Here is a 25,876-nt window from a genome sequence, read left to right as displayed (position 1 = left end):
TCACCATGCGCAAAACTACGCTGATTACTGGCGAGGCCGGCTACATTGGCTCCCATACCGCCCTGGCGCTGATCAATGCCGGGCACCACGTGGTAGTGCTCGACAACCTGTGCAACAGTTGTCGAGAGTCCATCGCGCGCCTTGAGTTGCTGACCCATACCCGGGTCGACTTCATCAGCGGAATGATCGGCGAAGACCCGAATGGCCGCCCCAACAATTTGTTGCCGTGCCTGGCCCAAGTCGCGATTGGCCGCATCCCGGAATTGACGGTGTATGGTTGCGACTACCCCACTGTCGATGGTACCTGTGTGCGCGACTACATCCATGTGGTCGACCTTGCCAACGGCCATCTCAAGGCACTGGAGGTGCTGGACAATCAAGAAGGGGTCAACTCCTGGAACCTCGGGACCGGCATTGGGTACAGCGTGCTGCAGATCATTCACAGTTTCGAGGACATCACCGGCATCACCATCCCCTACCGCTTCGCCCCGCGCCGCGAAGGTGACATTGCCAAGTTCTGGGCCGATCCGAGCAAGGCCGTGTGTGATTTGGGCTGGAGTGCGGAGCGTGATCTGGAGCAGATGATCGTCGACACCTGGCGCTGGCAGTCGCGCAACCCGCAGGGCTATCAGTCATCGTTCGAAAGACCGGCCCTGAGGGCGGTTAAGTGATGCGGGGATTCAGGGAAGGGTTGCTGCTCCTGCTGCTGTCGATGTCGCTGGTGTGCAATGCGGCGCCTGCGCCACCGACTACCGGGTTGGTGTTGTGGCTGGATGCGGACGATGCGTCGACGGTCATCGCCGATGCGCAGAACCTTGTTCAGCGCTGGCGCGACAAATCCGGCAAAACCAATGATGCGGTGGTGGATGATGCAGCCGTCGCCGCTCGACCGCAGCGGGTGGCCAATGGCATCAATGGCCATCCGGTGGTGCGTTTCAATGGGGGCTCGGCGTTGCTGGGCAAAACCCTGCGCACCGCCAAAGGCCCGGTGACGCTGTTGATTGTCTCCCGTCGCCTGCCGGAACAAGCCGGAGCTGGCCCGTGGCAGCGACTGTTCAGCTCACGACCGATCAGCGCTGACAACGATAATGTGCTCCCGAACTTCGCCATCAGCCTGTCGGAACCCACCGCATACGAGCCGACGATTTCCGTGCTGGAACTCAACGGCGTGCCGATTGGCCCTTATGGGGTCGGGCGCAATGCGCTGAGCAGCTCCGATAACTACCATGGCGACATCGCCGAAGTGCTGGTCTACGACCGCCCGTTTGCCTCCCTCGCCGAACGCCAGCAGGCCTTTGAGTACCTGGCAGGCAAATGGTCCGTCGCCATTCCAAAGCTGGCCGATACCTGGACCCGCGTCGGACCGCTGGGCACATTGCCCGTACTGAACAACGCCAACCTGCCATTGTCCGATCAAGCCAACACCGGCCGCTGGGTGCTCGACCCTAAACTCTCTGACGACTTCAACGGCACCACCCTCAACCCCGCGCGCTGGCACGTCAACGATGCCACCGGGACCGATTCGCTCGGGCGCAAACCGGCGCTGTTCACCCCGCAAAATGCATCGCTGGGCAACGGCAATCTGAACATTGTCTTTCGCAAGGAAACCTTGCCGCAGAAGTATGTGCAACTGGGCTACAAGGACTACAGCTCCGCCATGGTCCGCACCATTGATCGCGGGTTATACGGCTACTACGAAGCCCGCGCCAAGCCCATGAACTCGGCCGGTTCCAGTGCATTCTGGCTGGCCTGGACCGGCATGACCGACAACGCCACGGAGATCGACATCTTCGAAATCGCTGGCAAGACCAAAAACGGCGCACTCGATCGTTTTTACAACATGAATGCCCATCTATGGGCCACACCGCAAAGCACCGAACATATCGCGAACGGCAGCACCTGGATCAGTCCGTGGCGTCTGGCGAGCGCCTTTCATGTCTATGGCTTCGACTGGCAGCGGGATACCTTGCGCTGGTACGTCGACGGCGTACTGGTCAGGGAATCAAAGAACACGAATTTCTTTTTTCCAATGCAAATCGTCTTCGACAGCGAAGCGTTTTGGGAATGGTTCGGTGTGGTCGACGATGCGGACCTGCCTTCTACCTTCCGGATCGACTACGTCAAGGTGTGGCAACGCGGCCAATAATCACGGCTCGGCCTGACCGTTGATCTGCAAATTTTTCCTTCACCCAATAAAAACATATTTTGATGCTTTAATTGATATTGTCGAACCATCCCACGATCAGAGGGTGCCGTGATGAATATCAAAACCTTGGCTGTATTGTTGTTGGCGTTGTGCGCTCAACCCGTTTGGAGCCAGACGCCCCCCGCCGCACCGCCCGCCGCCGACAGCGCGGCACTCACCACCCGCCTCGCCTTGCGCGACCTGTGGGTGGAGCATATTTTCTGGATCAGAAACTACGCGATGGCCAACCAGGCCGGCGACAAGCCACAAGCCAAAGTCGCCGCCGATCAGGTCGTCGACAACGCCACCAAAATTGCCAACAGCATCGCTCCGCTCTACGGCCAGCCCGCCGCCGATCAACTGCTCAAGCTGCTTGCTGGTCACTGGGGCGCGGTGAAACACTACAGCGACGCCACCGTCGCCAAGGACGCGAAAGGCAAGCAGGCCGCCGTCGCCGACTTGACCAGCAATGCCAAGGCCATCGCAGCGTTCCTGGCCAAGGCCAACCCCAACTTGCCTGAAAGCACACTGGTCACCATGCTGGCCGCTCACGGCGGGCACCATGTCAGCCAGATCGATCAGCTGGCGGCCCACGATTATGCCGGCGAAGCCAACACCTGGGCGATGATGCGCACGCATATCCTGGCGCTGGCCGACGCGTTGACGGCGGCGCTGGTCAAACAGTTCCCGGATAAATTCTGACCCGCGCGAGGACACGCCATGCTTGAAGGACTGGGCCGCACCCAGCAGGACTTGCTCAATGCACTGCTGCACCATGCCCACGGCATGAGCATTGACGAGTTGGCTGAGCAATTGGCCGTCACCCGCACCGCGATCCGCCAGCACCTGGCGGCGCTGGAGGGTGCCGGCCTGGTCCTGCGCGGAGACACGCGCCCGACGGGCCGGCGTCCGGAGCAGTTGTATCGGCTGACCGAGCATGCGAAGGAGCAATTCCCCCGCCAGTATCAGTTGCTCGCCAGCGTGCTGATCGACGAAGTGGCCGACATCATCGGCCCCGAGGCACTCGCCTCGCTGATGCGCAGCATGGGCCGCAAACTGGCGCTCGACCGTGAGCAGCAGGTGGTGGATGAGGCCAAAATCGTCCAGCACATGAACCACGCGGGCTATGAAGCCGAGGTGATCTTTCGCACCTCGGACGACAAGGAAATCGTCGCGCACAACTGCGTGTTCCACCGCCTCGCCGCCGCCCATCCCGTGGTCTGCGAGCTGGACCTGGCGTTGATCGGTGCCTTGGGCGGTGGTGAGGTCGACCATACGGAATGCATGGTTCGGGGCGGGAATGTCTGCCGGTTCAAACTGCGGCCAGTTGAGCGTCAAGAGGACGCTGAACCGACCGAGCCCACGCCCTAAATCATCGGCGAAGCACTGACCACCCGCAGCGCCAATCCTTCGAACGCATCCAGCGTGATGGTGAATTCACCCTCAGGCGTGAGATCGCCCTCGACCCGCTCATTGATGATGTCGACCACCGGCCCCGGCGCGATGTTAGGCAGGTGCAGGGTTTCAGTGATCGGCGTGGAACCGAAATTCAGCGCAGTTATTTGCGTACCTTTGCCGGCCGGTAATTCGTGGACCATGACCAGCAGCCCCGGATGCTCGACATCCGGAATCAGGATCTGGCGACTGGCGGCAATGTCGTAGGCGCGGCGTGCGGCGAGGATGCGTTTGAGTTGCGAGACGAACGAATCCGGGTCCTTCAGTTGGCTGGTCAGGCTGCCATACAAGGTTTTCGGTCGCGGCATCTGCCCGGCGGAATGTTCTGCTTCGGGGTTGAGGTCGACCAGATCGTAAGCGCCACGATGAATCCAGCGGGTGTCGCCGTCGAGCATCAGATGCGCGACCTGCTCGGCCGGCAATGGCAGCGCACCGACCAGATCCCAGCCAGACAACGCGAACACCCCGGGCTGCATGGCGTTGTACATCACCAACAGTAAATGCACCTGGCGAATCTGCTGGATGTCCGCCGCGGTGATCGCGTCGAGATCGCGAATCCCCAACGCTGCCGTGATGATGCTGGCGGTGGTGCAGGAGACACCGTTAGTGACGAATTTCAGATTGTACGGCGCGTGCTCGCCGGCGAGGCGTTCGTACATTTGCTCGCGAATGTGCTCGCGCAGGATGTTGCCGGGGAAGGTCTGGCCCTGATAGAGGAAGTTGTCGTGGGCGTGCAGCGTCCAGAAATGCACCAGTTCGAGGGTCAGTTCGTCGTGGTTTTGCAAGGCGTGGATCAACGAGCCGGGGTCGATGCCGAGGGTGTGCATCTGCCGCAGCATCAGGCGCAGGAACTCGGTATCGCCCATCAGCAACGCGTGCTGATAGGCCGGTCGGGTGATGAAGTCATAGGAGAGATCCGCGCCGCCGTGGGACATGGCGGCGATGTCGTCGACAGTCAGATTGAGTTCCTGAAAACTGAAGCCGCCGGCCTTGCGAATCGCCCCGGCCAGCAACTGGTTGCCGGTGATCGATAGCGGATGGCTTTCCGACCAGGCGGTGCCGTCGAGTTTACGTTCGACGCCGAGAAAGCCATTGGCATCCAGACGCAGGATTTTGGCGCCCATGACGTCAATGGCGTGCAGCGCGTCGCCGATGATCATCTGCTGCGCGGCGAAGGTCGGGTCCAGCCAGTTCAGCGAGGGTTGTCCTTCCTTGAAGTAATGCAGATAGACCCAGCGCCGCGGCTTGCCGTCGACGCCCACTACAACCGGTGTCGCGCTCCAGTCGGTTTCCTTGACCCCGGGCTCGAAGAAAATCACCCGCTGCAACTGACCGACGATGTAGTGCTTGTCGCGGAGCACGTCGACCTGCAACGGGCTGAGGTTTTGTGCATCGCGGCCTTCGGCGATGTCCGGCAACAATGGCCAGTCTTCTTCGCGGATCTCCACCATGTGGTAGAGACCGGGATAGTCCTCATAGGCCATTTCGGCCAGGCGGAAGTCCGCGCCTTTGCCGGTGTGCGACGGGATCACGTCGTCGATGATCACCGCATTGTGCGCGGCGGCCATGCGCACCAGCGCCTGCAGCTGCGCCTCGGTGCCCAGCTGTGGGTCGATGTCGAAGCTGATGCGGTCGAAATTGCCGTCAATCGTCGGTGTACGCTCGGTGCCCGACAAGCCGCCGGACATTTTCAACGGGCCATTGTGGATGCCCTGAATGCCGATTCTCGACAGCGCATGCCACAGGGTTTCATCACCCAGGGCTTCCAGCACGGAGCCGTTTTCCCGGGTAACGATGGACGCCGGATACGCCGTGAACCACACCGACGCCAACGCCGACGCATCGCGAGGGCGGGTATGCGCATACGGTTGCTGCCACAAGCGGCCCTGTCCCGAATAGAGCCTGGCCCGCTGTCGGGCGGCGTGCAGCATGGATTGTTCAACCAGCCAGATCACATGGTTCTTGTCCGCTGCGGTCATAAAAACAATCACCTGTCATTGAAGTCAGTGGCGCGAGGCCCGTGTTCATGTGGCGTCGCTCGTTTTTATATGAGGCCCTGTGGCGGGATTCGTTGCATTGACCGGCGAACGCTTTCAAGTAGAAGGTATCGGCGCCGATACAATGAAAGCGTCATGGAGTCGGCGTACGGTGTCCGGCATTGAGCGTCTTATCGCTCTCACTTGCGAGCGTCCCTCGCCAAGGAAGCACAATGATCAATGTTTCAACTTCAACGAATGCGGCGATGTCGGCCTACGCGGCGGCCGTCGATTCGAAGTCTGCCACTGCCCGGCAGCAGGTCGCTCAAGACGACACGGCGCAGGCCAAGGTCTCAAACACCGATTCGGTGAGTCTCTCCAGCACGTCCACCGATTACAGCAGTTCGATCGTCGGCAATGCGCCGTACTTTCCGGTGCGCGCGGGGATGAATGCCGATGCGCTGGTGTTGGGCGCCTCCAAGCCAGGCGCGGTCTCCAGCTCCAAGGACAAGACCTTCCCGGAAGTGGCCGCCGATGCGCGCAAGCGCATGGATGAAAAATACGCGCAGATGACCGCCAGCGGCAAGCCGTACGCCAAGGCTGATGAAGACCGCAATGCCTTGTTTGGCGACCTCGATCGACGTTCGCTGAACGCCGTCGCCACCAATGAAGGCGGCAAGTTCACCGCCGACGAACAAGCCTCGGCCCAGGCCCTGATGCGCCAGCAAGGCCGGCTCGCCACCGGTTATTACAGCGGCCCGGCGGACCAGGAAAAAAACTGGAAAGACCCGTTCGCCAACGACCCGGTCGCCCGCGCCCATGCGGCCCTGGATTTTCTCGACAACATGAGCCCCGAGGAAAAGAACACGCCGCATTGGCTGACCCAGCATTTATCGCTGGAAGCGGCGCTGAACCAGAGTGCCAAGGCGGATCCCACCGATAAAAAGTCCGGGCACTTTCACAACCTGGCTGAAATCCTCGCCGGTGTGGTGACGGATGGGTCGGACAAAGAAAAAGCCAGTGATGCCAAATCGGACGATCCGGCAACCCTCATTCTGGCCAAGCTTCAATCGCAGGTTTCCTGATCCCGGTCCCCTTGTTGGAGCCGAGCTTGCTCGCGATGACGGCGTGTCAGTTGCTAATTTTGTTGCCTGACACACCGCTATCACGAGCAAGCTCGGCTCCTACAAGGGATGGCGATGAGTTCAGGTTTTTGGTACGTAATGCGATTGCCAGCGCCAGGACAATCAACCCCGCCGCCACCGCAAACGTGACCCGCATGCCATTGCCGGCAAACACTGCGCCCATCGCCGAGGCGCCCGTGATCAACCCCAGATTGCGCGACAAACTGAGCAACCCGGCAATCACCCCTCGCTGATCCGCACTGACACCGGTCATGACCAACGAGTTATTCGCCGCCTGAAACAGGGCATAACTGGCCGTGATCACCGCGATGGGGACGACATAGCCGGGAACACCAAAACCCGCCGGCATGATCGCCAACACCACGGCGCCCAACGCCAGGGTCGCAAGCCCGAACATCGTCATACGCTGCGCCCCAAATCGATCCACCAGACGCCCAGCCGGCACCCCGCCCAGCGCCGCCACCAGCGGACCGACCGACAAGGTCAACCCGACCAGCGCGGCGTTCAACCCCAGCGTGCCCGAGAGATAAAACGGCCCGACCACCAGCGTCGACATCATCACAGTGGATACCAATGCGCTCATCGCCAGGCTCGCACTCAGCCCGCGTTCACGGAACATCGCCAGCTTGATCAAGGGCGATGTGGATCTCGCCTCGACCCACAGGAAAACCCCACCACCGACACCAGCAACCAGCAGCAACCCCCAATGACCCAACGTCATGGCCAGCGCATACGCGCCGAGGGTCAGCGCCAATAACAGCGTCCCCGGAAAGTCGAATCCGCTACGCCGAGCCACCGGCCGATCCGCCGGCAAACAGCGGTACGCGAGTACAAAATTCAAAACACCCAACGGCACGTTGACCAGAAAAATCGTCTGCCAGCCAAACCCGGACATCAGCAAACCGCCCAACGACGGCCCCAGCGTAGTGCCCATCGCCGACATCGTCCCAAGCAAGCCCATGGCGCTGCCGGTCTGCGCTTTCGGCACCGTATCCGCGACAAACGCCACGGTCAGCGCCAACATGATCGCCGCCCCCAGACCCTGCACGGCACGGGCCGCCACCAGCCAGACCAGCGAAGGCGCAAGCCCACAGGCCAGCGAGGCCAGAGTGAAAATGACGATCCCGCTCAACAACAAGCGTTTGCGACCGACCAGGTCACCAAGTCGTCCGACGCTGACGATCAACGTCGTGATCGCCAGCAGATACGCCAGGACAATCCACTGTACGTCTTGAAACGCGGCATCAAGGGCCTGCGCCAACGTCGGCAATCCGGCATTGGCGATGCTGGTGTCGAGGGAAGGCATCAACATCGACAGTGAAAGGCTGGCAAGCGCCCAGCGGACCGGGGTGGATGGCGTGAGAGTTTTCATGGGCTGGCCACTTCTGCTGGATTGGCATTCAGCGTAAGCGCGCCGGTGGCATGGCGGAAGACGCAGCGTTTGCACTTGATACCTGCACACGACGCCATGTCTTGGCAAAGTCGTGCTAACGTTCAGCCATGACCACACCCGATCTGAACCTGCTGATTACCCTTGATGCCCTGCTCGCCGAAGGCAGCGTGGCGCGCGCCGCTCAACGCTTGCGCCTGAGCCCGTCGGCGATGAGCCGTGCGCTCGCGCGGTTGCGCGAAACCACCGGCGATCCGCTGCTGGTGCGCGCCGGCCGTGGGCTGGTGCCGACACCGCGAGCGCTGGAATTGCGTGAGCAAGTCAGCCAGCTGGTGCAGCACGCCGAAGCGGTGCTGCGCCCTGCGGAAAAACTCGATCTCAAGCATCTGGTTCGCACGTTCACCCTGCGCACCAGCGACGGCTTCGTCGAAAACTTCGGTCCGGCACTCATCGCCCGCCTCGGCGAACAAGCGCCCGGCGTGCGTTTGCACTTCCTGCAGAAACTCAACAAGGACAGCGCGCTGCTGCGTGACGGAAGCGTCGACCTGGAAACCGGCGTGGTCGGCGACAGCACCAGCCCCGAAGTGCGCACCCGTGCGTTGTTCCAGGATCGCTTTATCGGCGTGGTACGCACCGGGCATGGGTTGAGCGACGGCAAGATGACGCCCGCCCGTTACGCCTCGGGCCGGCACATCCTGGTCTCGCGCCGTGGGCGGGACACCGGGCCGATGGATGAGGCGTTGCAATCACTGGGGCTGGAGCGTGACATCGTCACCATCGTCGGCGGTTTTTCCGCGGCACTGGCACTGGCCCGCGCCTCAGACCTGATCGCGACCGTGCCCGAACGGCACACGCAAAACCTGCGCAACGGTTTGCACAGTTTCCTCCTGCCAATCCCGACGCCGCCGATCACGATCTCTATGCTCTGGCATCCGCGCATGGATGCAGACTCGGCGCATCGGTGGTTGCGCGACTGCGTTCGCGAGGTGTGCGCGCTGGCCCACTAGCCCTTACTTCGACCAGACCGCTTGCGGAACAAACACCGCCCCCTCGAACAACAACCGTGCGGTGCGCATCAGCCCGCACCCGGCCAGTTGCCCTTCCTTCAGACGCAGTTCCACGGTGAATTCCCCGGTGGGATGCTCAATCGACAACCGTCGCACGTCCCCCTCGCCAACGCTGGCCAATCCCGTCGCCACCGTGTCCTCGATCAAACACGCCGCTGCGACACTGACCGCACCGAATACGCCGATGCTGGTGTGGCAACGATGCGGAATGAAGCTGCGGGTGCTCAGCGCCCCGCCCGCTTGCGCCGGCGCCACCAGGCACATTTTGGGCACGTTACGCTGCCGTACATCGCCAAGATTCATCCGCGGCCCAGCTTGCAGACGGATGACTTCGAGACGGGCCTTGAGGTCGACGTCGGCGTCCAGTTGTTCGGGGCTTTCATAGCCGGTGCAACCCAGCGTCTGGGCGCGGATCAGTACCACCGGCATGCCATTGTCGATGCACGTGACATAAACCCCGTCGAACATATCCAGCGCATTGCCGGTCGGCAGCAGCGCACCACAACTGGAGCCGGCGACATCCTCGAACTCGACGATCAGCGGCGCAGCATGCCCCGGCACGCCATCAATCCGCGCCTCGCCTGAATAGCGCACGCTGCCGTCCGGCGTGGGGACATGCGCCACGGCGATCTGCCCGGTGTTTTCCATGAAGATGCGCACCGGGGTCACGTCGCCCGTCACGGCCACCAATCCACGCTCGATGGCGAACGGGCCCACTGCGGCAAGAATGTTGCCGCAGTTCTGCCCGTAATCGACGCGGGCCTCTTCGACCAGCACCTGGGCGAACAGGTAATCGACGTCCGCCTCGGCGCGCGCAGAGGGTTTGATGATTGCGACTTTGCTGGTCAGCGAATCGCCACCGCCGAGGCCGTCGATCTGACGTTTGTCTGGCGAACCCATGACCGCCAGCAGCACCTGATCACGCAGCGCCGGCTGAACGGGCAAATCGTCCGCCAGAAAATACGCGCCCTTGGACGTGCCACCGCGCATCAGCAGGCACGGAATACGGGTTTGTCCCATGTTCAGTCTCCGAGTTCGTCGAGACTGTCGACATAGCGCAAACCCTTGTCCGCCAACCGGCCACGCATGTTGTAGATATCCAGGCCCAGTTCGCCCCTGGCCAGGCGCAAGGCCTTCTGTTCTTCGAGGTCGGCACGGGCGCGGCTGGCGTCAACGACCTGCGGCACTTCGGTGCGACGCACAATGACCACTCCATCGTCATCGGCCACCACCACATCCCCCGGATTGACTAACTGACCGCCACACACCAGCGGCAGGTTGACCGAGCCCAGCGTCTCTTTGATCGTGCCTTGGGCACTGATGGCGCGGGACCACACCGGGAAGCCCATTTCCCGCAGCGTATGGGTGTCGCGCACACCGGCGTCGATCACCAGCGCGCGTACGCCATGAGCTTTCAGCGAAGTGGCCAACAGGTCGCCGAAGTAGCCATCGGTGCACGGAGAACTGGGGGCCACCACCAGGATGTCGCCGGGCCGGCATTGCTCTACCGCCACATGGAACATCCAGTTATCGCCCGGTGCGACGAGCACCGTGACCGCTGAACCGCTGATGACGGTTCCCTGTTGAATCGGTGTGATCGACGAGGCCAGCAAGCCCTTGCGCCCCTGCGCCTCATGGATGGTCGCGACGCCAAAACGTCCGAGCTCATTGACCAGCGACGGCTCGGCCCGAGTGATGTTGCGCACCACAATGCCGGTTTTTCCGATGTGCTCGCTCATCCGAGGTTCTCCGTCACACGCGGGAAGATGCTCTGGTAGCCCTCGCCATACACGATGTTGCGGGTCGAGGTGATCCCGACGTTGCGCTTGGCTTGCACGCCACGCTGCTGGGCGACACGGGTGTAGTACTCCCACAAATGTTCCTGCCCGGCCATGCACTGGATCGCCGCGTACTTTTTGTCCCAGACATCGGTGATGTCCAGCAACACGTCCGGGCGCCATTCGCACTGTTCAGGCTGGTGCGGTTCGAAGCTGTAGACCGGTGGCGCACCGACGATTTTCTCGCCCGGTTTGTAGCCTTCGGCCTGGGCGATGATCCGCGCCTCTTGCGTCAGGTTCATGGCCAGTGGGTGGTCGTAGTTGTAAGGGTCTTTCAGCGAATGGCTGAGGACGAATTCGGGCTGGACCCGGCGGAAGACATCGGCCAGGCGGAACAGCGTTTCCTTGTCGGCGCGCATCGGATAGTCGCCGATGTCGAAGAACTCGACGCTGGCGCCGAGAATGTCGGCGGCGGCCTGTGCTTCTTCGCGGCGTGCGGCCTTGACCTTCGATTCGCTCATGTCGCCCTTGCGCCAGAGCTTGGCCGACTCACCGCGCTCGCCGAACGACAGGCAGACGATGTGCACGTTGTAGCCCTGCTGCGCATGCAGGGCGATGGCACCGCCCGCACGCCAGACGAAATCGGCAGAGTGTGCGCTGACGACCAGCGCGTTTTTGGATGACTCGATCATTGCGGGTGCTCCTCCTGCGTGTCGAAAGAGCATCGCACCGGGGCCCATCGATGGAGTAATGCGTTCGAGTGTTCGAGGTATGCGTTTTTTTTATTGCCTCCCCTCAAGCACAGAGGCATAGTCCGGCGAAACGTGGACCCACCGAGCATGAACCCATGGATACCCCTGAACTTCCCAGCCTGATGCACGTGCGCGCCTTCGTCCGGGTGGCTGATCACGGCAGTGTTTCCAGGGCGTCGGTGGCACTGTTTCGCGCCCAGTCGGTGGTCACCCGCTCGATTTCCGAGCTGGAGGCGCGGCTTGACGTGCCGCTGTTTGAACGGCACGCCAACGGCATGCGTTTAACCGATTTTGGCGAACGCCTGTTGCCCCGCGCACGGCGGGTGCTGGCTGAACTGGACAGCGTGCCGAAGTTGCTTGGCGCCGGCGAAAAACTCGCCGTGGAGCCGTTGTATCTATTCCAGGCCCGACGCCTGCAAGTGTTCGTCAAACTCTGTGAAACGCACCACATGCAGACCGTGGCCAGCCTGTTGGGCCTGAGCCAGCCTGCCGTCAGTTCGACGCTCAAGGTGCTGGAAAGCGGTTGTGGTCAAAGCCTGTTCGAGCGCACGCCTCGCGGGTTGCAGCCGACCCGGGCCAGTCATGAAATCCTCTTTCCGATCCGCCGGGCACTGAATGAACTGCGTCATCTCGACACCGACATCACCGCCATTCGTGGGGCATTGCAAGGTGTGGTGCACGTCGGCGCCCTGCCCTTGGGCCGCACGCGCATCCTGCCCGAAGCGATCGTGCGCCTGGTGGCCGAACACCCCGGCATTCAGGTGATCACCAACGAGAGCCCGTTCGATTTACTGGCGACGGAACTGCGCGCCGGCGATGTGGATTTCATTTTTGGCGCCTTGCGCTCGGCAGCGTATGCCAGCGACCTGGTCGGCGAGTCGCTGTTCACCGAAGACATGGTGGTGTTGGCACGACGTGATCATCCGCTCGCAGCGCAAACTGATTTGCATCAGGCGCTAGGCGCCACGCAATGGGTGCTGCCGCGTGCCGGCTCTCCTGCAAGAAAAATGCTCGATGACTGCTTCACCGGGTTCGGTATCGCCGCCCCTCGGCCCGTGGTGGAAAGTGCCGACATGGCGATCATTCGCGGGCTGTTGCTGCGCTCGGACATGCTCGCGGCGGTGTCCGCCCATCAGCTCGAACAGGAGATTGCCTCGGGCGAACTGTGCATCCTGCCGCTACGGCTGCCACAGACCACCCGCGCCATCGGCCTGACCTATCGCAACGCCAGCCTGCATTCGCCGGTAGCTCAGGCCCTGATGGACATGATCCGCCGGGTGATCCGCGAGGAAGCGACCCAGGTTTGACAGGGGTTTAGTGGTGACTGAGTAATCGCCATCGCGAGCAGGCTCACTCCTACATTTGATCGCTGGCGTTCACAAACTTTGTGTCCAACGGAGATCCACTGTAGGAGTGAGCCTGCTCACGATGGCGGTAGCCCATCAAACGATGGGCCATCAGCCTGTCGTCAAAGCAGGCTCAGCGGATAGCTGATGATCAAGCGGTTCTCATCAAACTCATTGGTGCTGTAGTCGCGACGGATGCTGGAGTTGCGCCATTTGACGTTGAAGCTCTTCAACGGGCCGCTTTGTACGGTGTAACCCAGTTCCGACTCGCGCCCCCATTCCTTGCCGTCAGTGACGGTGCCGGTGTGGATGTTGTCACCACTGATGTAACGGTTCATCAGGGTCAGGCCAGGCACGCCCAGGGCAACAAAATTGTAGTCGTGACGCAACTGCCAGGATTTTTCCCGGGCATTGTCGTAACTGCTGTTGTAGCTGTCGTTGGCCAGGGTGCCGCCGCTGGTGCCGTTGACCCGCATCCACGCGTCATCGCCAGTGAGCTTTTGCAGGCCGACGTAGAAGGTACTGCCGCCATAACGCGCCGACAGCAGTGCCGAGACCGTTCGGTTATCCAGATCACCCGCGCGGGCGCTGCCGTCTTCACTGCCCCAGAAATAGCCCAGGTTGGCGCCGAGGGTCCAGTCACCCAGTGGCTGACTGTGGACGATTTGCAGGTATTGCTGCTGGTAGATGTCCTTGAGCTGCGCGTTCCACACCCCGATCATCGTGCGTTTGTCGTTGAAGCTGTATTCGCCGCCGACAAAGTTGAAACGATCAGAGGTGAACGCGGTTTTGCCCTGCATAAACATGTCTTCCATGCTCGCATCGTTACGCGGGCTGTTCTGCCGGAACTGACCGCCGTACAGGTTCAGGCCAGCCAGTTCCTGCGAGGTGACCTGCCCGCCCTGAAAGGTTTGCGGCAAGGAACGGCCGTCGTCGGAACGCAGGATCGGCAGCACCGGCATCCACTCGCCGACCTTCACTTCGGTTTTGCTCACTTTCATCTTCCCGGCCACCGCCAGCCGACCGAAGTCATCAACGGGACGTCCGTCGCTGCCAATCGGCAGCAACTGCGTACCGCCCGTGCCTTTACCGCCATCCAGTTTTACCGAAAGGAGGCCAAGCGCATCGACGCCAAAACCCACCGTCCCCTGAGTGAACCCGGAACGCGCATCGAGGATGAAGTTCTGCGTCCACTCCTCGGCCTTGCCCTGCAGGTAAGCGGGGTTGGTGAAATTGCGGTTGATGTAGAAGTTACGCAGGTTCAGGTTGACGCTGGCGTCTTCGAGGAAGCCGGCCGCCGAACCTGCCAGGGGAAATGCCGAGGCCATGGCGAAGGTGCAGACGATACGAGGGTTAACCGTGACTTTCATTGTTATTGTTTTCCGATTTTTGGGTAAAGAAAGGCCCTGCGCCCGCCAAAGCCGGGCGCAGTGAGATCCAACAGAAAAAGTGCAAGGGGCGGCCCGGGAAGCGCCGCGAGAATGTCGGCGCGATCAGCGCGCCGCTTTGCCCGCCACCGAATAGAGCACTTGCTGATTACGGGTTTTCATGAAGTCTTCCAGGCTTTGCCCACGCATGGCCGCATAGACCTGCAGGTTGGGAATGCCCAGCACCGCCGCGAGTTTCTCCAGCACAAAGAAGATCGCCCCGTACTGGGTCAACCCGCGCCAATCACGGCGACGCAGCAGATCGCGCTCTTCGTCGCTCAAGCCGCTTTCATCGAACAGCGCCTCGGGCGCATCGAGAAAACGCCGACGCCACTCGGGCTCGATCATGCGATGCAGAAACTTGTTCAGGCGATAACCCTTGGCGCTGCGTTCCAGGGTGAACGGGTACGTCCCTTGCAGTTTCTCGATCCCGGCCAATTGGTGTTGCATGTGCTGCAAGTGACGCGCGTTGACGTCGGCAGGCACTGGTCGATCCTGGTTTTCCAGGAGCAAAGTGGCGATGCCGGTCATCGATGGCAGGTAATAATCCTGATGCAGGTTCTTCACCGTGGCCGACAACGCGCCCCGCATGATCAGCCAGGTGATCACCTCCGAACCTTCCATCCCGCCCAGGGTGGCGTACTCGGCATGGGTCATTTCGGTCAGGCGCACCGGGTCGTTGACCAGCAGATCGATAAACTGCGCGTCCCACTCCGGGTTATTAAACCCACAGCGCTCGCCATGCACCTGATGCGACACACCGCCGGTGGCGACGATCGCAACCTTCAAGTCTTCAGGGTAGCTTTCGATGGCCCGGCGCAGGGCCTGGCCCAACTTGTAGCAGCGCAACGCACTGGGAATCGGAAACTGCAACACGCCCACTTGCAGCGGCACAATCTCCACCGGCCAATCCGGCTCGCACGGCAACAGCGCCGACATCGGCGAGAAGAAGCCATGGTCCAGTGGCTTGTCGCGGAAGAAACTCATGTCGAACTCATCGGCCATCAGACTCTGACCGATGTGTCGCGACAGGGCCGCATGCCCGCCGACCGCAGGCAGCGAGCGTGGATTGCCACCTTCGTCGGCGACCTCGTAACGCTCATCGACCCCAAGGGAAAACGCGCCATAGTGGTCGAAGAAAAACGAGGTCACATGGTCGTTGAAGATGTAGAACAGCACGTCGGGTTTCTGCTCTTTGAGCCAGACCTTGATCGGTTCGAAACCTTCGAAAATCGGCGCCCAGGCCGCCTCGTTCTGTTTGTCGTGATCGACAGCGAAGCCGATGGTGGGAGTGTGTGAGACCGCGAGGCCACCGATGATGCGTGCCATGACAAATTCCTGTGTTTGAAAGAGATTATTGCGTCAGCAAGGCCCGGCTTTCCCGGCGCCGCGCATGACCGTTGGCCAGGATCGCCAGCGCGGCGATAAAGGCCGGCACGCTCAACAGGGCGAACAGCAACGGCAGACCCAACCCGAGGCTGAGCACCGCACCCCCGATGAGAGAACCAAAGATAGCCCCGAAACGCCCGATGCCGAGCATCCAGCTCACCCCGGTGGCGCGGAAAGCGGTCGGGTAATAACCCGGCGCAAAGGCGTTGAGCCCGGTCTGCGCACCGCTCATGCAGAACCCCGCCGCGACCACGCCGATGGCCAGCAGGCTGGACTCAAGGCTGAAGGCCCCCAGCAGCAGAATAAACCCACCGCCCAATGCATAAGACGTCGCGATCACTGCGTTCGGATTGCGTCGATCCATAGCCCAACCGACCAGGATCGCACCGACGGTGCCGCCAATCTGAAACAGCCCGGTAATGGTTGCCGCACGTTCGATCGACAAACCGCCTTCGCGTAACAACGTCGGCATCCAGCCCATCGTCAGGTAGATCACCAGCAGGCCCATGAAATAGGTGAGCCACAGCGCAAACGTGCCGAGGCGGAAACGCTCGGTGAACAACATCCGCACCGGGGCTTTTTGCTGCGCCTGGGGCTCGGTCATGATGAATTGGGTAGCGCCCGTGAACGTCCCGCCCAACTTGTTCAGAACCTTGGCAATCTGGCTGGCGGGTGCATTGTGAGCGGCCAGAAAACGCGCCGACTCGGGCAACAACAGCCACAGGAACGGCACCAGCAACAGCGGCAGGATCCCGCCAAAGAGCAACACCGCCTGCCAGCCGTGACCCGGAATCAGCCATGCAGCGACAAAACCTCCCAAACCTGAACCCATGTTGAACCCGGTGAACATGATGGTGATGAACAGCGAGCGGTTGCGCTCCGGCAGGTACTCAGACAGCAAGGTGGTGGTATTGGGCATTGCCGCGCCCAGCGCCACGCCCATGAACAGTCGCAGTGCCGCCAGTTCGTAGGGATTGCGGGCGAACGCACAGGCCAGGCTCAACACACTGAAACCGGTCACGGCGCACAGCAGCACCTTTTTGCGTCCCAGGCGATCGGCGTAAGGACCGGCCGTCAACGCACCGATGGCCAGACCGACCATGCCGGCACTCATCACCGGGCCGAAAGCGGCTTTGGACAGCCCCCATTCCTGAATCAGCGAAGGCGCGATAAAGCCCATCACCGCGACGTCAAAACCGTCGAACAGCACAATGAAAAAACACAGGGCCATGATCAGCCACTGATAAGGCGCAACCGGTCGGTTGTCGATCCACGCCTTGATGTCGACGGATTCGTTACTCATGCATTCACCTTCTTATTTTTTTGAAATTGCGGCAGGCGTGGAGTCGATGCGCGACGGTCAACCTGTTGGGCGTGACTCTAAAGCCGCAGGCGCCCGCCTCGCCTCTGGGAAATCCTTAAGGGGGTATCGGTTTTTCTTATCGGGCCGAATCTGCGAACCGGGGCTAGACTAAAAACCCCGGGCTTGGGCCGCACCGGTCAGGTCTTTGAGGTGAGGAACTGTCATGAGCGACAAAGACGATCTGCGCAAATACTCCTCCCAGGTCATCGACGGCGTCGAAGCCGCGCCCGCACGCGCCATGCTGCGCGCCGTGGGTTTCACCGATGCCGACTTCAAGAAGCCGCAGATCGGCATCGCGTCCACCTGGGCGATGGTCACGCCGTGCAACATGCACATCGACAAACTCGCCCTTGAGGCCGAAAAAGGTGCCAACGCAGCGGGCGCCAAAGGCGTCATTTTCAATACCATCACCATTTCCGACGGCATTGCCAACGGCACTGAAGGCATGAAGTATTCGCTGGTGTCGCGCGAGGTGATCGCCGATTCGATTGAGGTGGTGGTCGGTTGCGAAGGCTTTGACGGCCTGGTGACCGTAGGCGGTTGTGACAAGAACATGCCGGGCTGCCTGATCGGCATGGCGCGGCTCAATCGTCCGTCGATTTTTGTCTATGGCGGCACGATTCGGCCGGGCGCGGGCCACACCGACATCATTTCCGTGTTCGAGGCTGTGGGCCAGCATGCGCGGGGGGATATCAGCGAGATTCAGGTCAAGCAGATCGAAGAAGTGGCGATTCCCGGCCCTGGGTCCTGCGGCGGGATGTACACGGCCAACACCATGGCCTCGGCCATTGAAGCGCTGGGCATGAGCCTGCCCGGTTCCAGTTCTCAGGACGCTGTCGGCAGTGACAAGGCCTCAGACAGTTTCCGCGCTGGCCAGCAAGTGATGGAATTACTCAAGCTGGACCTCAAACCCCGCGACATCATGACCCGCCAGGCCTTTGAAAATGCGATCCGCGTGGTCATCGCCCTCGCCGGCTCGACCAATGCCGTGTTGCACCTCTTGGCCATGGCGAATGCCGTGGATGTCGACCTGACGCTGGACGACTTCGTGGAGCTGGGCAAGGTGTCGCCGGTGGTGGCTGACCTGCGGCCCAGCGGCAAATACATGATGAGTGAACTGGTGGCGATTGGCGGCATTCAGCCGCTGATGAAACGCATGCTCGCCGCCGGCATGCTGCACGGTGATGTGCTGACGGTCACGGGCAAAACCCTCGCGGAAAACCTCAAAGATGTACCCGACTATCCCGAAGGCCAGGACGTGATCCTGCCCTTCGACACGCCGATCAAGAAGGACTCCCACCTGGTGATACTGCGCGGCAACCTCTCACCCACCGGCGCCGTGGCCAAGATCACCGGCAAGGAAGGTTTGCGCTTTGAAGGCACGGCCCGGGTTTATCACGGCGAGGAAGGCGCGCTGGCGGGGATTCTCAATGGTGAGGTCAAGGCTGGCGATGTGATCGTGATCCGCTATGAAGGGCCCAAGGGTGGGCCGGGCATGCGCGAGATGCTCTCGCCCACTTCGGCGGTGATGGGCAAGGGGTTGGGCAAGGAAGTCGCGTTGATTACTGACGGGCGTTTCTCCGGTGGCTCGCACGGATTTGTCGTGGGTCATATCACGCCGGAAGCTTTTGAGGGTGGGCCGATTGCGTTGGTTGAGGATGGTGACAGGATCACCATTGACGCCGAAACCCGGCTGATTACGGTGGATGTTTCCGATGCTGAGTTGGCTGAACGTAAGAGCCGTTGGGTGAGGCCGGAGTCCAAGTACAAGCGTGGGGTGTTGGCGAAGTATGCGAAGACGGTGTCCAGTGCTTCGGAAGGGGCTGTGACGGATAAGTATCTTTAGGGTTTTGGTTCTGTGTCGCCTGGTCTACCGCCTTCGCGAGCAAGCCCGCTCCCACATTGGTCTTGTGAACGCCCGAGATCAAATGTGGGAGCGGGCTTGCTCGCGAAGGCGTCCTGCCTGACACCATCAAATCAAAGCCTGAACCGGTCCACCGACTGCGACAGCTTCCCCGCCAGACTCGACAATTCATCGGTCGTCGAAGCCGTCTGCCCGATCACCTTGCTGTTGCCTTCCGACATCCCCGCAATCATGTCCACCTGATGGGCGATTTCGTTGCTGGCCAGGCTTTGCTCACCGATGGTGCGGGTAATGTCGTTGACCAGTTGCGTGGTGCTCAGCGTCGCGTCGAGGATTTCACGAATTGCCCGCTCGACGTCGGCGGTCACGGCCATGCCTTTGTCGACCTGCGCGACACCCGCTTCCATGCTGGTCACCGCCTCGCGAGTGCTTTGCTGGATGCGCGCGACCATGCTGGCAATTTCCTGGGTGGAGGCGCTGGTGCGGCCGGCGAGGTTGCGCACCTCGTCGGCAACCACGGCAAAGCCTCGGCCCTGCTCACCGGCACGGGCGGCCTCAATGGCAGCGTTCAACGCCAGCAGGTTGGTCTGGTCAGCGATGCCCTTGATCACCTGAATGATGTTGAAAATGCCTTCGGATTCCTTGTCCAGCGTACGAATGACCTGAGCCGACTGCTGCGCGGAACGGGCAATGCCGTCCATGTCTTCGACGACCTGATGAATCACTCGACCACCATCCTTGGCCAGTGACTCGGCCTGGTTGGCCATGCTCAGCGCGCGTTCGGCGTGGCGGGTGATTTCCTCGATGCTGGCGGTCATTTCACTGGCGGCGGCGGCCATGGTGCTGGCGGCGGCGCTTTGCTGCTGGCTGCTGTCGGCGACCTGATGGCAACCGCTGCTGAGTTGATCACTCATGCCGCTGACGCCATGGGCATTGCTGCGCACCACCTCGATCATGCCGCGCAGGTCGCGCTGCATGGTCGCCAGGCTGCGGATCAACGCGCTGGCTTCGTCCTTTTGTGTCGGTTCGACAATCGGTTCGCTCAAGTTGCCGTGGGCGATGCTTTGGGCAATCCGGCTGGCGGTCTGCAGCGGCCCCATGATGCTCAGAATCACCCAGCGCCCCTGAATCAGCAGCATCACCAGGCTGGCGATCAGCACAATACCGAGGGTGAAGTTGGCACTATGAATGGCTTGCGCTGTGCCTTGGCTGGTCTGTTGCGTGTTGGTTTCGATCAACTCGCTGAGGGCCGCCATCTGGTCTTCCAGTTGGCTGAACGCGGTATTGAAGGTGCCCAGTTCTTTCTGCGCAGCTTCTGGATTTTCCAGTGCCAGGCCGACGATGCGCTCGGCCGCGCTGATGTAGGTGTCGAGGCTCGGCTTGACCTTGTTCAGTGCGGTCTTGATTGTGTCGTTGACCGGCAGTTTGAGGTTTTCACCCAGCACGTCACGAAAATGCTTCGCATGTTCCTCGATGGAACTGTGTACTTCGGCCTTGCTGCTGGTGCTTTTGCCCAAGCCCACCAACATGGCCGAGAGTACGTCGGCGCGCAGGGCGTCATGCATCATGTCGGCTTCAAGGTGATTGCGCAGAGCGGTCATGCTGACCTCGCTCTCATTCACCGCATCGGCCATCTGCGAGTTGCCCACGTAACTGACCAGGCTGACGATCAGCGCGGTCAGCAAACTGGTGCCAATCAACAAGAGTAAACGGAGTTTTATCGACATGGTGCAGCCCTCTGTTGGCACGTCGGCATTATGAAAACGCTATCGACTGAGGCGGCCACATATTTAAGGCTGGACCGGTACTTTTCGCATTTTGCGACACGCGGTAGGCATAGCCGCTGTTTTTTGCGCCCTTCCCTCCTGAACCTAGTCTCAAAACCCCAGTCATAGAGGCGCCGTAAATTCCCACTTACCGTCGTCTCTGATCAGAGCTGTCCGCCTCATGCACCCGACCGTCCTCGCCTTGCGCTGCGCCTCGCTGTGTCTTTTGCCTGTGTTTGCTCTATTTACCTCCCCCGCTCATGCCAATGGCGAACGCCAACTGGTGGCGGCGATCAATGACTACCGTGCCCATCCCCAGCGCTGCGACAGGCGCCCGGCACAACGCCTGGCGCCGCTTGCGCTGAACTCAAACCTGGCGTTGCCCATCGGTTATGGCGGTGGTTTGCGCGATCGGCTGAAGGCTTCCGGTTATTCAGCGGTGACCGTACGCAGCATTCGGGTGGTCGGCGCGCAGGATGCCGATGAAGCGTTTGACATGCTCCAGGACGATTACTGCGGGGCGCTGCTGGACGGCCAGTACGCCGACATCGGTGTCAGCCGAGCCCGAAGTGAATGGCAAGTGGTGCTGGCGCAGCCGGTGCTCGACCACAAGGTCGGTGATACACGAGCCGTCGCCAAAGCCTTGTTGGCGCAAGTCAACGCCGCGCGGGCCAAACCGCGGATGTGTGGCGGTCAGCGCTTCTCTGCCGCGCGGCCGCTCAGCTGGAACTCCGCCTTGGGCGCCGCCGCACAAGGACACAGCAAGGCCATGGCCTATGGCAACTACTTCGCCCACCGCGACCCCGACGGCGATATGCCCGCGGATCGAGCGAGGGCCGCCGGTTACCGCGGCCGGCAGATCGGCGAAAACATCGCCGCCGGGCAGAGCTCGCCGAACAAGGCAATGGCCGGATGGCTGGCCAGCCCCGGGCATTGTGCGAATTTGATGAACCCGATGTTTACCCAAGTCGGCGCGGCGTATGCAGCAGATGCGCGCGGTGATGAGGGGGTGTACTGGACGATGCTGTTCGGGGCGCAATGACCTTCGCTTCGGCCCATTTAAATCCTGTGGGAGCGTGGCGTGCCCGCGATGGGGTCATCAGTCACACAGCAATTCCCAACAGAAGCATTGGCCCCAACAATCCCGTTGCATAGAACCGAACGCAATCAAAAAGCGCGCTTAGTCTGGAACCCGGCCGTCCAGACACTTTACGTGTGCAAGTCGGCAAAGTTTGGCGAACTATACTGTTTGATCAGATTTCTCATGTGTCATGCAGAACGTCGACACCCGCGCACCTGTCAGGCGCCCCGTGCCATTTGCCAACAACTTGATCCCGAGCCGACTTTGCCAAGAAACGAATGGCGAGCAGTCCCCCGATTGCTGTGTGGCCAACGGGTGTGGAGAAGATCATGAACTACAAGCTTGTTACCGGCGTTGTATTTGCGGTCGCGACAACGATGGCCATCCCGGCTGGCCTGTCCAGTGCCTGGGCTGCGGAACAGCGGGCATTGGCTTCGGATGGAGCGGACCATGTGGGCGCCGGTCAGGTCGCTTCCGACGGTTCGGATCATGTTGGTGCCGGTCAGGTCGCTTCCGATGGGTCGGATCATGTCGGCGCCGGTCAGGTTGCTTCTGATGGTTCGGATCATGTGGGCGCCGGTCAGGTCGCTTCCGATGGGTCGGATCATGTCGGCGCCGGTCAGGTTGCTTCCGATGGGTCGGATCATGTCGGCGCCGGTCAGGTCGCTTCCGACGGCTCAGATCATGTGGGCGCCGGTCAGGTCGCTTCCGATGGTTCCGATCATGTCGGCGCTGGTCAGGTTGCTTCCGACGGTTCAGATCATGTCGGCGCCGGTCAATTGGCTTCCGACGGTTCGGATCGCGTGGGCGCGACTCGTCTCGCGTACTCCTCTCGCGTGGGCGTTGGCTCTGATCGCGTCGCGTCGAATCTGATGTCCGGTAGCTACACCGACCAGTTCAATACGCCAAGGTAAGAGCAGCCGCTGAGACCCTGTCAAAAGCCAAGGGAAATACACTCGCCAGCGCCAGCGTATTTCCCGGAAGCCCTCCCCACGGCAGTCAATCTCACCTCTGCCAATAAAAGCTTTTGCCTATCAGTCCCGAATACTCCACCTATTAGCTGACTTGCGGATAGGCGTCTAACCTTATCCCAGCGCTGGCGTCAGCCGGCCGGTTTTGAGCTGATAAGGAGACAGGAATGAGTCAGAAACATGACTAAGCCTGCCGTGGGCCACCGTGATTGCACCGCGTTTTTCGCTGTACCGATATCTGTGTGATCAAAACAATCAGTGAATCCAACTGCTGGCCCAGCAGCCTGTGTCATTGCTTTCGCTCGTCGCTATTCCAGAACCCACAAAGGGCCGGATAGCCCGGATGAATACGACCCAAAAGGTAGCTCGCACATGGCAAATGAATCGAAATGCCCGTTTAACCACGCCGCCGGCGGTGGCACGACGAACCGCGATTGGTGGCCGAACCAGCTGAATCTGAAAATCCTGCACCAGCACTCGTCCCTGTCCGATCCCTTGGACGAGGGCTTCAATTACAGTGAAGCGTTCAAAAAACTCGACTTTGCCGCCGTAAAAAGAGACCTCACGGCGCTGATGACCGATTCGCAAGACTGGTGGCCAGCCGACTTCGGTCACTACGGGCCACTGTTCATTCGCATGGCCTGGCACGCCGCCGGTACTTATCGCACCGGTGACGGCCGCGGTGGTGCCGGCTCCGGCCAGCAACGCTTTGCGCCGCTCAACAGCTGGCCGGATAACGTCAGCCTCGACAAGGCACGCCGGCTGCTCTGGCCGATCAAGCAAAAATATGGCCGCAACATTTCCTGGGCTGACCTGATCGTACTCACCGGCAACGTCGCGCTGGAGTCCATGGGCTTCAAGACTTTGGGTTTCTCCGGTGGCCGTGCCGATGTTTGGGAACCGGATGAGGATGTTTACTGGGGCTCGGAAAACAAATGGCTGGGTGGCGACACCCGCTACGACAAGGCGCAAAAACCCGTGCAAGCCCCCGGCGATGTTCCACTCGTGGCCGAGCCTGGGAGAAATGAAGACAGCCGTACCGATCAGGGGCGCAATCTGGAAAATCCACTGGCCGCCGTGCAGATGGGCCTGATCTATGTGAACCCGGAAGGTCCGGAGGGCAATCCCGATCCCGTCGCTTCGGCATTGGACATTCGCGAAACCTTCGGCCGCATGGCGATGAACGATGAGGAAACCGTGGCGCTGATCGCGGGCGGCCACGCCTTTGGCAAAACCCACGGCGCCGGGCCTGCCGACAATGTGGGTGCAGAGCCTGAAGCGGCCGGCCTTGAACAACAGGGCTTTGGCTGGAAAAACAACTTTGGCACCGGCAAAGGTCCGGACACCATCACCAGCGGCCTGGAAGTGACCTGGACCACCACACCCACCAAGTGGAGCAACAACTACCTGGAAAACCTGTTCGGCTTCGAGTGGGAGCTGAGCAAAAGCCCGGCCGGCGCGAACCAGTGGGTCGCTAAAAACGGCGCCGGCGCCGGGACCATTCCAGATGCACACGACCCATCGAAACGGCGCAATCCGACCATGCTGACCTCGGACCTGGCCCTGCGCTTTGATCCGATCTATGAACCGATTGCGCGGCGCTTCCTGCAGAACCCCGATCAGCTCTCCGACGCCTTCGCCCGCGCCTGGTTCAAGCTGATCCACCGCGACATGGGCCCCCTCTCCCGCTACCTCGGCCCTGAAATGCCCAGCGAAGAACTGCTGTGGCAAGACCCGATCCCGGACGTCGACCACGAACTGGTCAACGACAGCGACGTTGCCGCGCTCAAGAGCAAAATCCTCGCCTCGGGCCTCGGTGTCTCGCAGCTGGTATCAACGGCCTGGGCGGCGGCTTCGACCTTCCGTGGCTCCGACAAACGCGGCGGCGCCAACGGCGGACGCCTGCGTCTGGAACCGCAGAAGTCCTGGCAGTCCAACCAGCCTGAGCAACTGGCCAACGTGTTGGCCAAACTCGAAAGCATTCGGAGCGAGTTCAACAACGGCGGCAAGAAAATCTCGCTGGCGGACCTGATCGTGCTGGCCGGTAACGCCGGTGTCGAACAAGCCGCAAAAAACGCCGGTCATAGCGTGACGGTGCCGTTCACGCCGGGGCGTGCGGACGCCTCACAAGAACAGACCGACGTGGAATCCTTCGGCTTCCTCGAACCCATCGCCGATGGCTTCCGCAACTACCTCAAAACCCGTTACCGCGTACCGGCCGAGCATCTGCTGATCGACAAGGCGCAACAACTGACCCTCAGTGCGCCGCAAATGACCGCCCTAATCGGCGGCCTGCGGGTGTTGAACACCAACGTCGGACAAACGAAGCACGGCGTGTTCACCCAGCAACCGGAAGCGCTGACCAACGACTTCTTCACCCACCTGCTCGACATGGGCGTGGAATGGAAACCGACCTCCGAAGACGCTCAAGAGTTTGAAGGCCGGGATCGTAAAACCGGTCAAGTCAAGTGGACCGGGACGCGGGCGGATCTGGTCTTTGGTTCGAATGCGCAACTCAGGGCGCTGGCCGAGGTGTATGCGAGCAGCGACGCGAAGGAGAAGTTTGTCAAAGACTTCGTGGCGGCCTGGACCAAAGTGATGAACCTGGATCGGTTTGATGTGAAGTGAGGCACGTGTTCCACCCCGACCCGGTGACAAGGGTTGGGGTGGCCTGACTCAGCGCCGGATCCTGCAAGAACTGCGTGACCGTATGGCGCTGATCAGCCCAGGCAACACAGATCAAATGTGGGAGCGGGCTTGCTCGCGAAGGCTGCTTAACATTCAAAATAAATGTTGAATGTTAAGCAGCCTTCGCGAGCAAGCCCGCTCCCACATTTTGATTGGGTTGTGTCAGTTATTAGCCTTGAGCTTTTAAAGCCTCGACCGCACACCTCACTGACCATGGATCAACGTTCTCGATA

19 protein-coding genes and 3 pseudogenes are annotated in these 25,876 nt (G+C 61.0%); 12 read left to right on the top strand and 10 right to left on the bottom strand.

Annotation, left to right across the window (positions count from 1 at the left end; translation table 11 throughout):
- Nucleotides 1-5: 5 nt before the first annotated feature.
- The 5 genes and pseudogenes from EAH78_RS33465 to EAH78_RS24330 all read left to right on the top strand — a co-directional run.
- Nucleotides 6-125, top strand: a pseudogene (locus tag EAH78_RS33465) (NAD-dependent epimerase/dehydratase family protein); the annotation flags it as partial.
- 51 nt (nt 126-176) lie between these two features.
- A pseudogene (locus EAH78_RS24345) lies at nt 177-671 on the top strand (GDP-mannose 4,6-dehydratase); the annotation flags it as partial.
- Entirely contained in the window at nt 671-2,146 is a 1,476-nt protein-coding gene (locus EAH78_RS24340; protein WP_140669805.1) for a family 16 glycosylhydrolase, read from the top strand. The pseudogene EAH78_RS24345 and the gene EAH78_RS24340, both read left to right, overlap by 1 nt.
- Before the next feature lie 111 nt (nt 2,147-2,257).
- Nucleotides 2,258-2,887 (top strand): hypothetical protein, encoded by a 630-nt coding sequence (locus tag EAH78_RS24335; RefSeq protein ID WP_140669804.1) that lies wholly within the window; start codon nt 2,258-2,260, stop codon nt 2,885-2,887.
- Nucleotides 2,888-2,905: 18 nt separating this feature from the next.
- Entirely contained in the window at nt 2,906-3,556 is a 651-nt protein-coding gene (locus EAH78_RS24330; RefSeq protein ID WP_140669803.1) for a helix-turn-helix transcriptional regulator, read from the top strand.
- On the opposite strand, the gene treS is transcribed toward EAH78_RS24330, so the two are convergent.
- The gene (gene treS / locus EAH78_RS24325; protein ID WP_140669802.1) at nt 3,553-5,619 is read right to left on the bottom strand and encodes a maltose alpha-D-glucosyltransferase; all 2,067 of its coding nucleotides are present in this window, start codon (nt 5,617-5,619) and stop codon (nt 3,553-3,555) included. The two genes, EAH78_RS24330 and treS, sit on opposite strands and share 4 nt — an antisense overlap.
- Before the next feature lie 230 nt (nt 5,620-5,849).
- Between treS and EAH78_RS24320 the strand changes: the two genes are divergently transcribed.
- A complete protein-coding gene (locus EAH78_RS24320; protein WP_140669801.1) occupies nt 5,850-6,701 on the top strand; it encodes a hypothetical protein in 852 nt (283 codons plus the stop codon).
- A 46-nt stretch (nt 6,702-6,747) separates the two neighbouring features.
- On the opposite strand, the gene EAH78_RS24315 is transcribed toward EAH78_RS24320, so the two are convergent.
- Nucleotides 6,748-8,133 carry an MFS transporter gene (locus EAH78_RS24315; protein ID WP_140669800.1) on the bottom strand — a complete coding sequence of 462 codons (1,386 nt, stop codon included), beginning with the start codon at nt 8,131-8,133 and terminating at the stop codon, nt 6,748-6,750.
- Nucleotides 8,134-8,261: 128 nt separating this feature from the next.
- Between EAH78_RS24315 and EAH78_RS24310 the strand changes: the two genes are divergently transcribed.
- Nucleotides 8,262-9,158: a LysR family transcriptional regulator gene (locus tag EAH78_RS24310; RefSeq protein ID WP_140669799.1), complete on the top strand. Its 897-nt coding sequence runs from the start codon at nt 8,262-8,264 to the stop codon at nt 9,156-9,158.
- Nucleotides 9,159-9,161: 3 nt separating this feature from the next.
- Here the strand turns inward: EAH78_RS24310 and EAH78_RS24305 are convergent, their stop codons facing one another.
- From EAH78_RS24305 to galB, 3 genes are read right to left on the bottom strand one after another with little or no spacing between them, the layout of a single operon-like run.
- A complete protein-coding gene (locus EAH78_RS24305) occupies nt 9,162-10,238 on the bottom strand; it encodes a 4-oxalomesaconate tautomerase (protein WP_140669798.1) in 1,077 nt (358 codons plus the stop codon).
- A gap of 2 nt (nt 10,239-10,240) precedes the next feature.
- Nucleotides 10,241-10,957 carry a 4-carboxy-4-hydroxy-2-oxoadipate aldolase/oxaloacetate decarboxylase gene (locus tag EAH78_RS24300; protein ID WP_140669797.1) on the bottom strand — a complete coding sequence of 239 codons (717 nt, stop codon included), beginning with the start codon at nt 10,955-10,957 and terminating at the stop codon, nt 10,241-10,243.
- On the bottom strand, nt 10,954-11,688 hold the full coding sequence (gene galB, locus EAH78_RS24295; RefSeq protein WP_140669796.1) for a 4-oxalmesaconate hydratase: 735 nt from the start codon (nt 11,686-11,688) through the stop codon (nt 10,954-10,956). The genes EAH78_RS24300 and galB overlap by 4 nt, the downstream gene beginning before the upstream one ends.
- 155 nt (nt 11,689-11,843) lie before the next feature.
- Between galB and EAH78_RS24290 the strand changes: the two genes are divergently transcribed.
- The gene (locus EAH78_RS24290) at nt 11,844-13,055 is read left to right on the top strand and encodes a LysR family transcriptional regulator (RefSeq protein ID WP_140669795.1); all 1,212 of its coding nucleotides are present in this window, start codon (nt 11,844-11,846) and stop codon (nt 13,053-13,055) included.
- A 161-nt stretch (nt 13,056-13,216) separates the two neighbouring features.
- Here EAH78_RS24290 and EAH78_RS24285 read toward each other — a convergent pair whose 3' ends face one another.
- The 3 genes from EAH78_RS24285 to EAH78_RS24275 all read right to left on the bottom strand — a co-directional run bounded on the left by EAH78_RS24285 (nt 13,217) and on the right by EAH78_RS24275 (nt 17,213).
- Entirely contained in the window at nt 13,217-14,464 is a 1,248-nt protein-coding gene (locus tag EAH78_RS24285; protein WP_140669794.1) for an OprD family porin, read from the bottom strand.
- Between the two features lie 123 nt (nt 14,465-14,587).
- On the bottom strand, nt 14,588-15,850 hold the full coding sequence (locus EAH78_RS24280; protein ID WP_140669793.1) for a gallate dioxygenase: 1,263 nt from the start codon (nt 15,848-15,850) through the stop codon (nt 14,588-14,590).
- Between the two features lie 25 nt (nt 15,851-15,875).
- On the bottom strand, nt 15,876-17,213 hold the full coding sequence (locus tag EAH78_RS24275) for an MFS transporter (protein WP_140669792.1): 1,338 nt from the start codon (nt 17,211-17,213) through the stop codon (nt 15,876-15,878).
- 223 nt (nt 17,214-17,436) lie between these two features.
- Here EAH78_RS24275 and ilvD point away from each other — a divergent pair, with 223 nt between their 5' ends.
- Nucleotides 17,437-19,119, top strand: coding sequence for a dihydroxy-acid dehydratase (gene ilvD / locus EAH78_RS24270; protein ID WP_140669791.1), 1,683 nt, complete (start codon nt 17,437-17,439; stop codon nt 19,117-19,119).
- 131 nt (nt 19,120-19,250) lie between these two features.
- Here the strand turns inward: ilvD and EAH78_RS33460 are convergent, their stop codons facing one another.
- A complete protein-coding gene (locus tag EAH78_RS33460; RefSeq protein ID WP_430539950.1) occupies nt 19,251-19,976 on the bottom strand; it encodes a methyl-accepting chemotaxis protein in 726 nt (241 codons plus the stop codon).
- A gap of 132 nt (nt 19,977-20,108) precedes the next feature.
- Nucleotides 20,109-20,864, bottom strand: a pseudogene (locus tag EAH78_RS33455) (MCP four helix bundle domain-containing protein); the annotation flags it as partial.
- Between the two features lie 220 nt (nt 20,865-21,084).
- Between EAH78_RS33455 and EAH78_RS24260 the strand changes: the two are divergent.
- From EAH78_RS24260 to katG, 3 genes are all read left to right on the top strand, one after another.
- Nucleotides 21,085-21,945: a CAP domain-containing protein gene (locus tag EAH78_RS24260; RefSeq protein ID WP_140669789.1), complete on the top strand. Its 861-nt coding sequence runs from the start codon at nt 21,085-21,087 to the stop codon at nt 21,943-21,945.
- Nucleotides 21,946-22,313: 368 nt separating this feature from the next.
- Entirely contained in the window at nt 22,314-22,898 is a 585-nt protein-coding gene (locus tag EAH78_RS24255) for a phage infection protein (protein ID WP_193560101.1), read from the top strand.
- Between the two features lie 429 nt (nt 22,899-23,327).
- Complete coding sequence (gene katG, locus EAH78_RS24250; RefSeq protein ID WP_140669788.1) at nt 23,328-25,583, top strand: catalase/peroxidase HPI; 2,256 nt, start codon at nt 23,328-23,330, stop codon at nt 25,581-25,583.
- Nucleotides 25,584-25,876: the final 293 nt, after the last annotated feature.

The organism is Pseudomonas arsenicoxydans, assembly GCF_006438915.1.
Taxonomy (GTDB): Bacteria; Pseudomonadota; Gammaproteobacteria; order Pseudomonadales; family Pseudomonadaceae; genus Aquipseudomonas; species Aquipseudomonas arsenicoxydans_A.
This window is presented reverse-complemented; position numbering and strand designations above follow the sequence as displayed.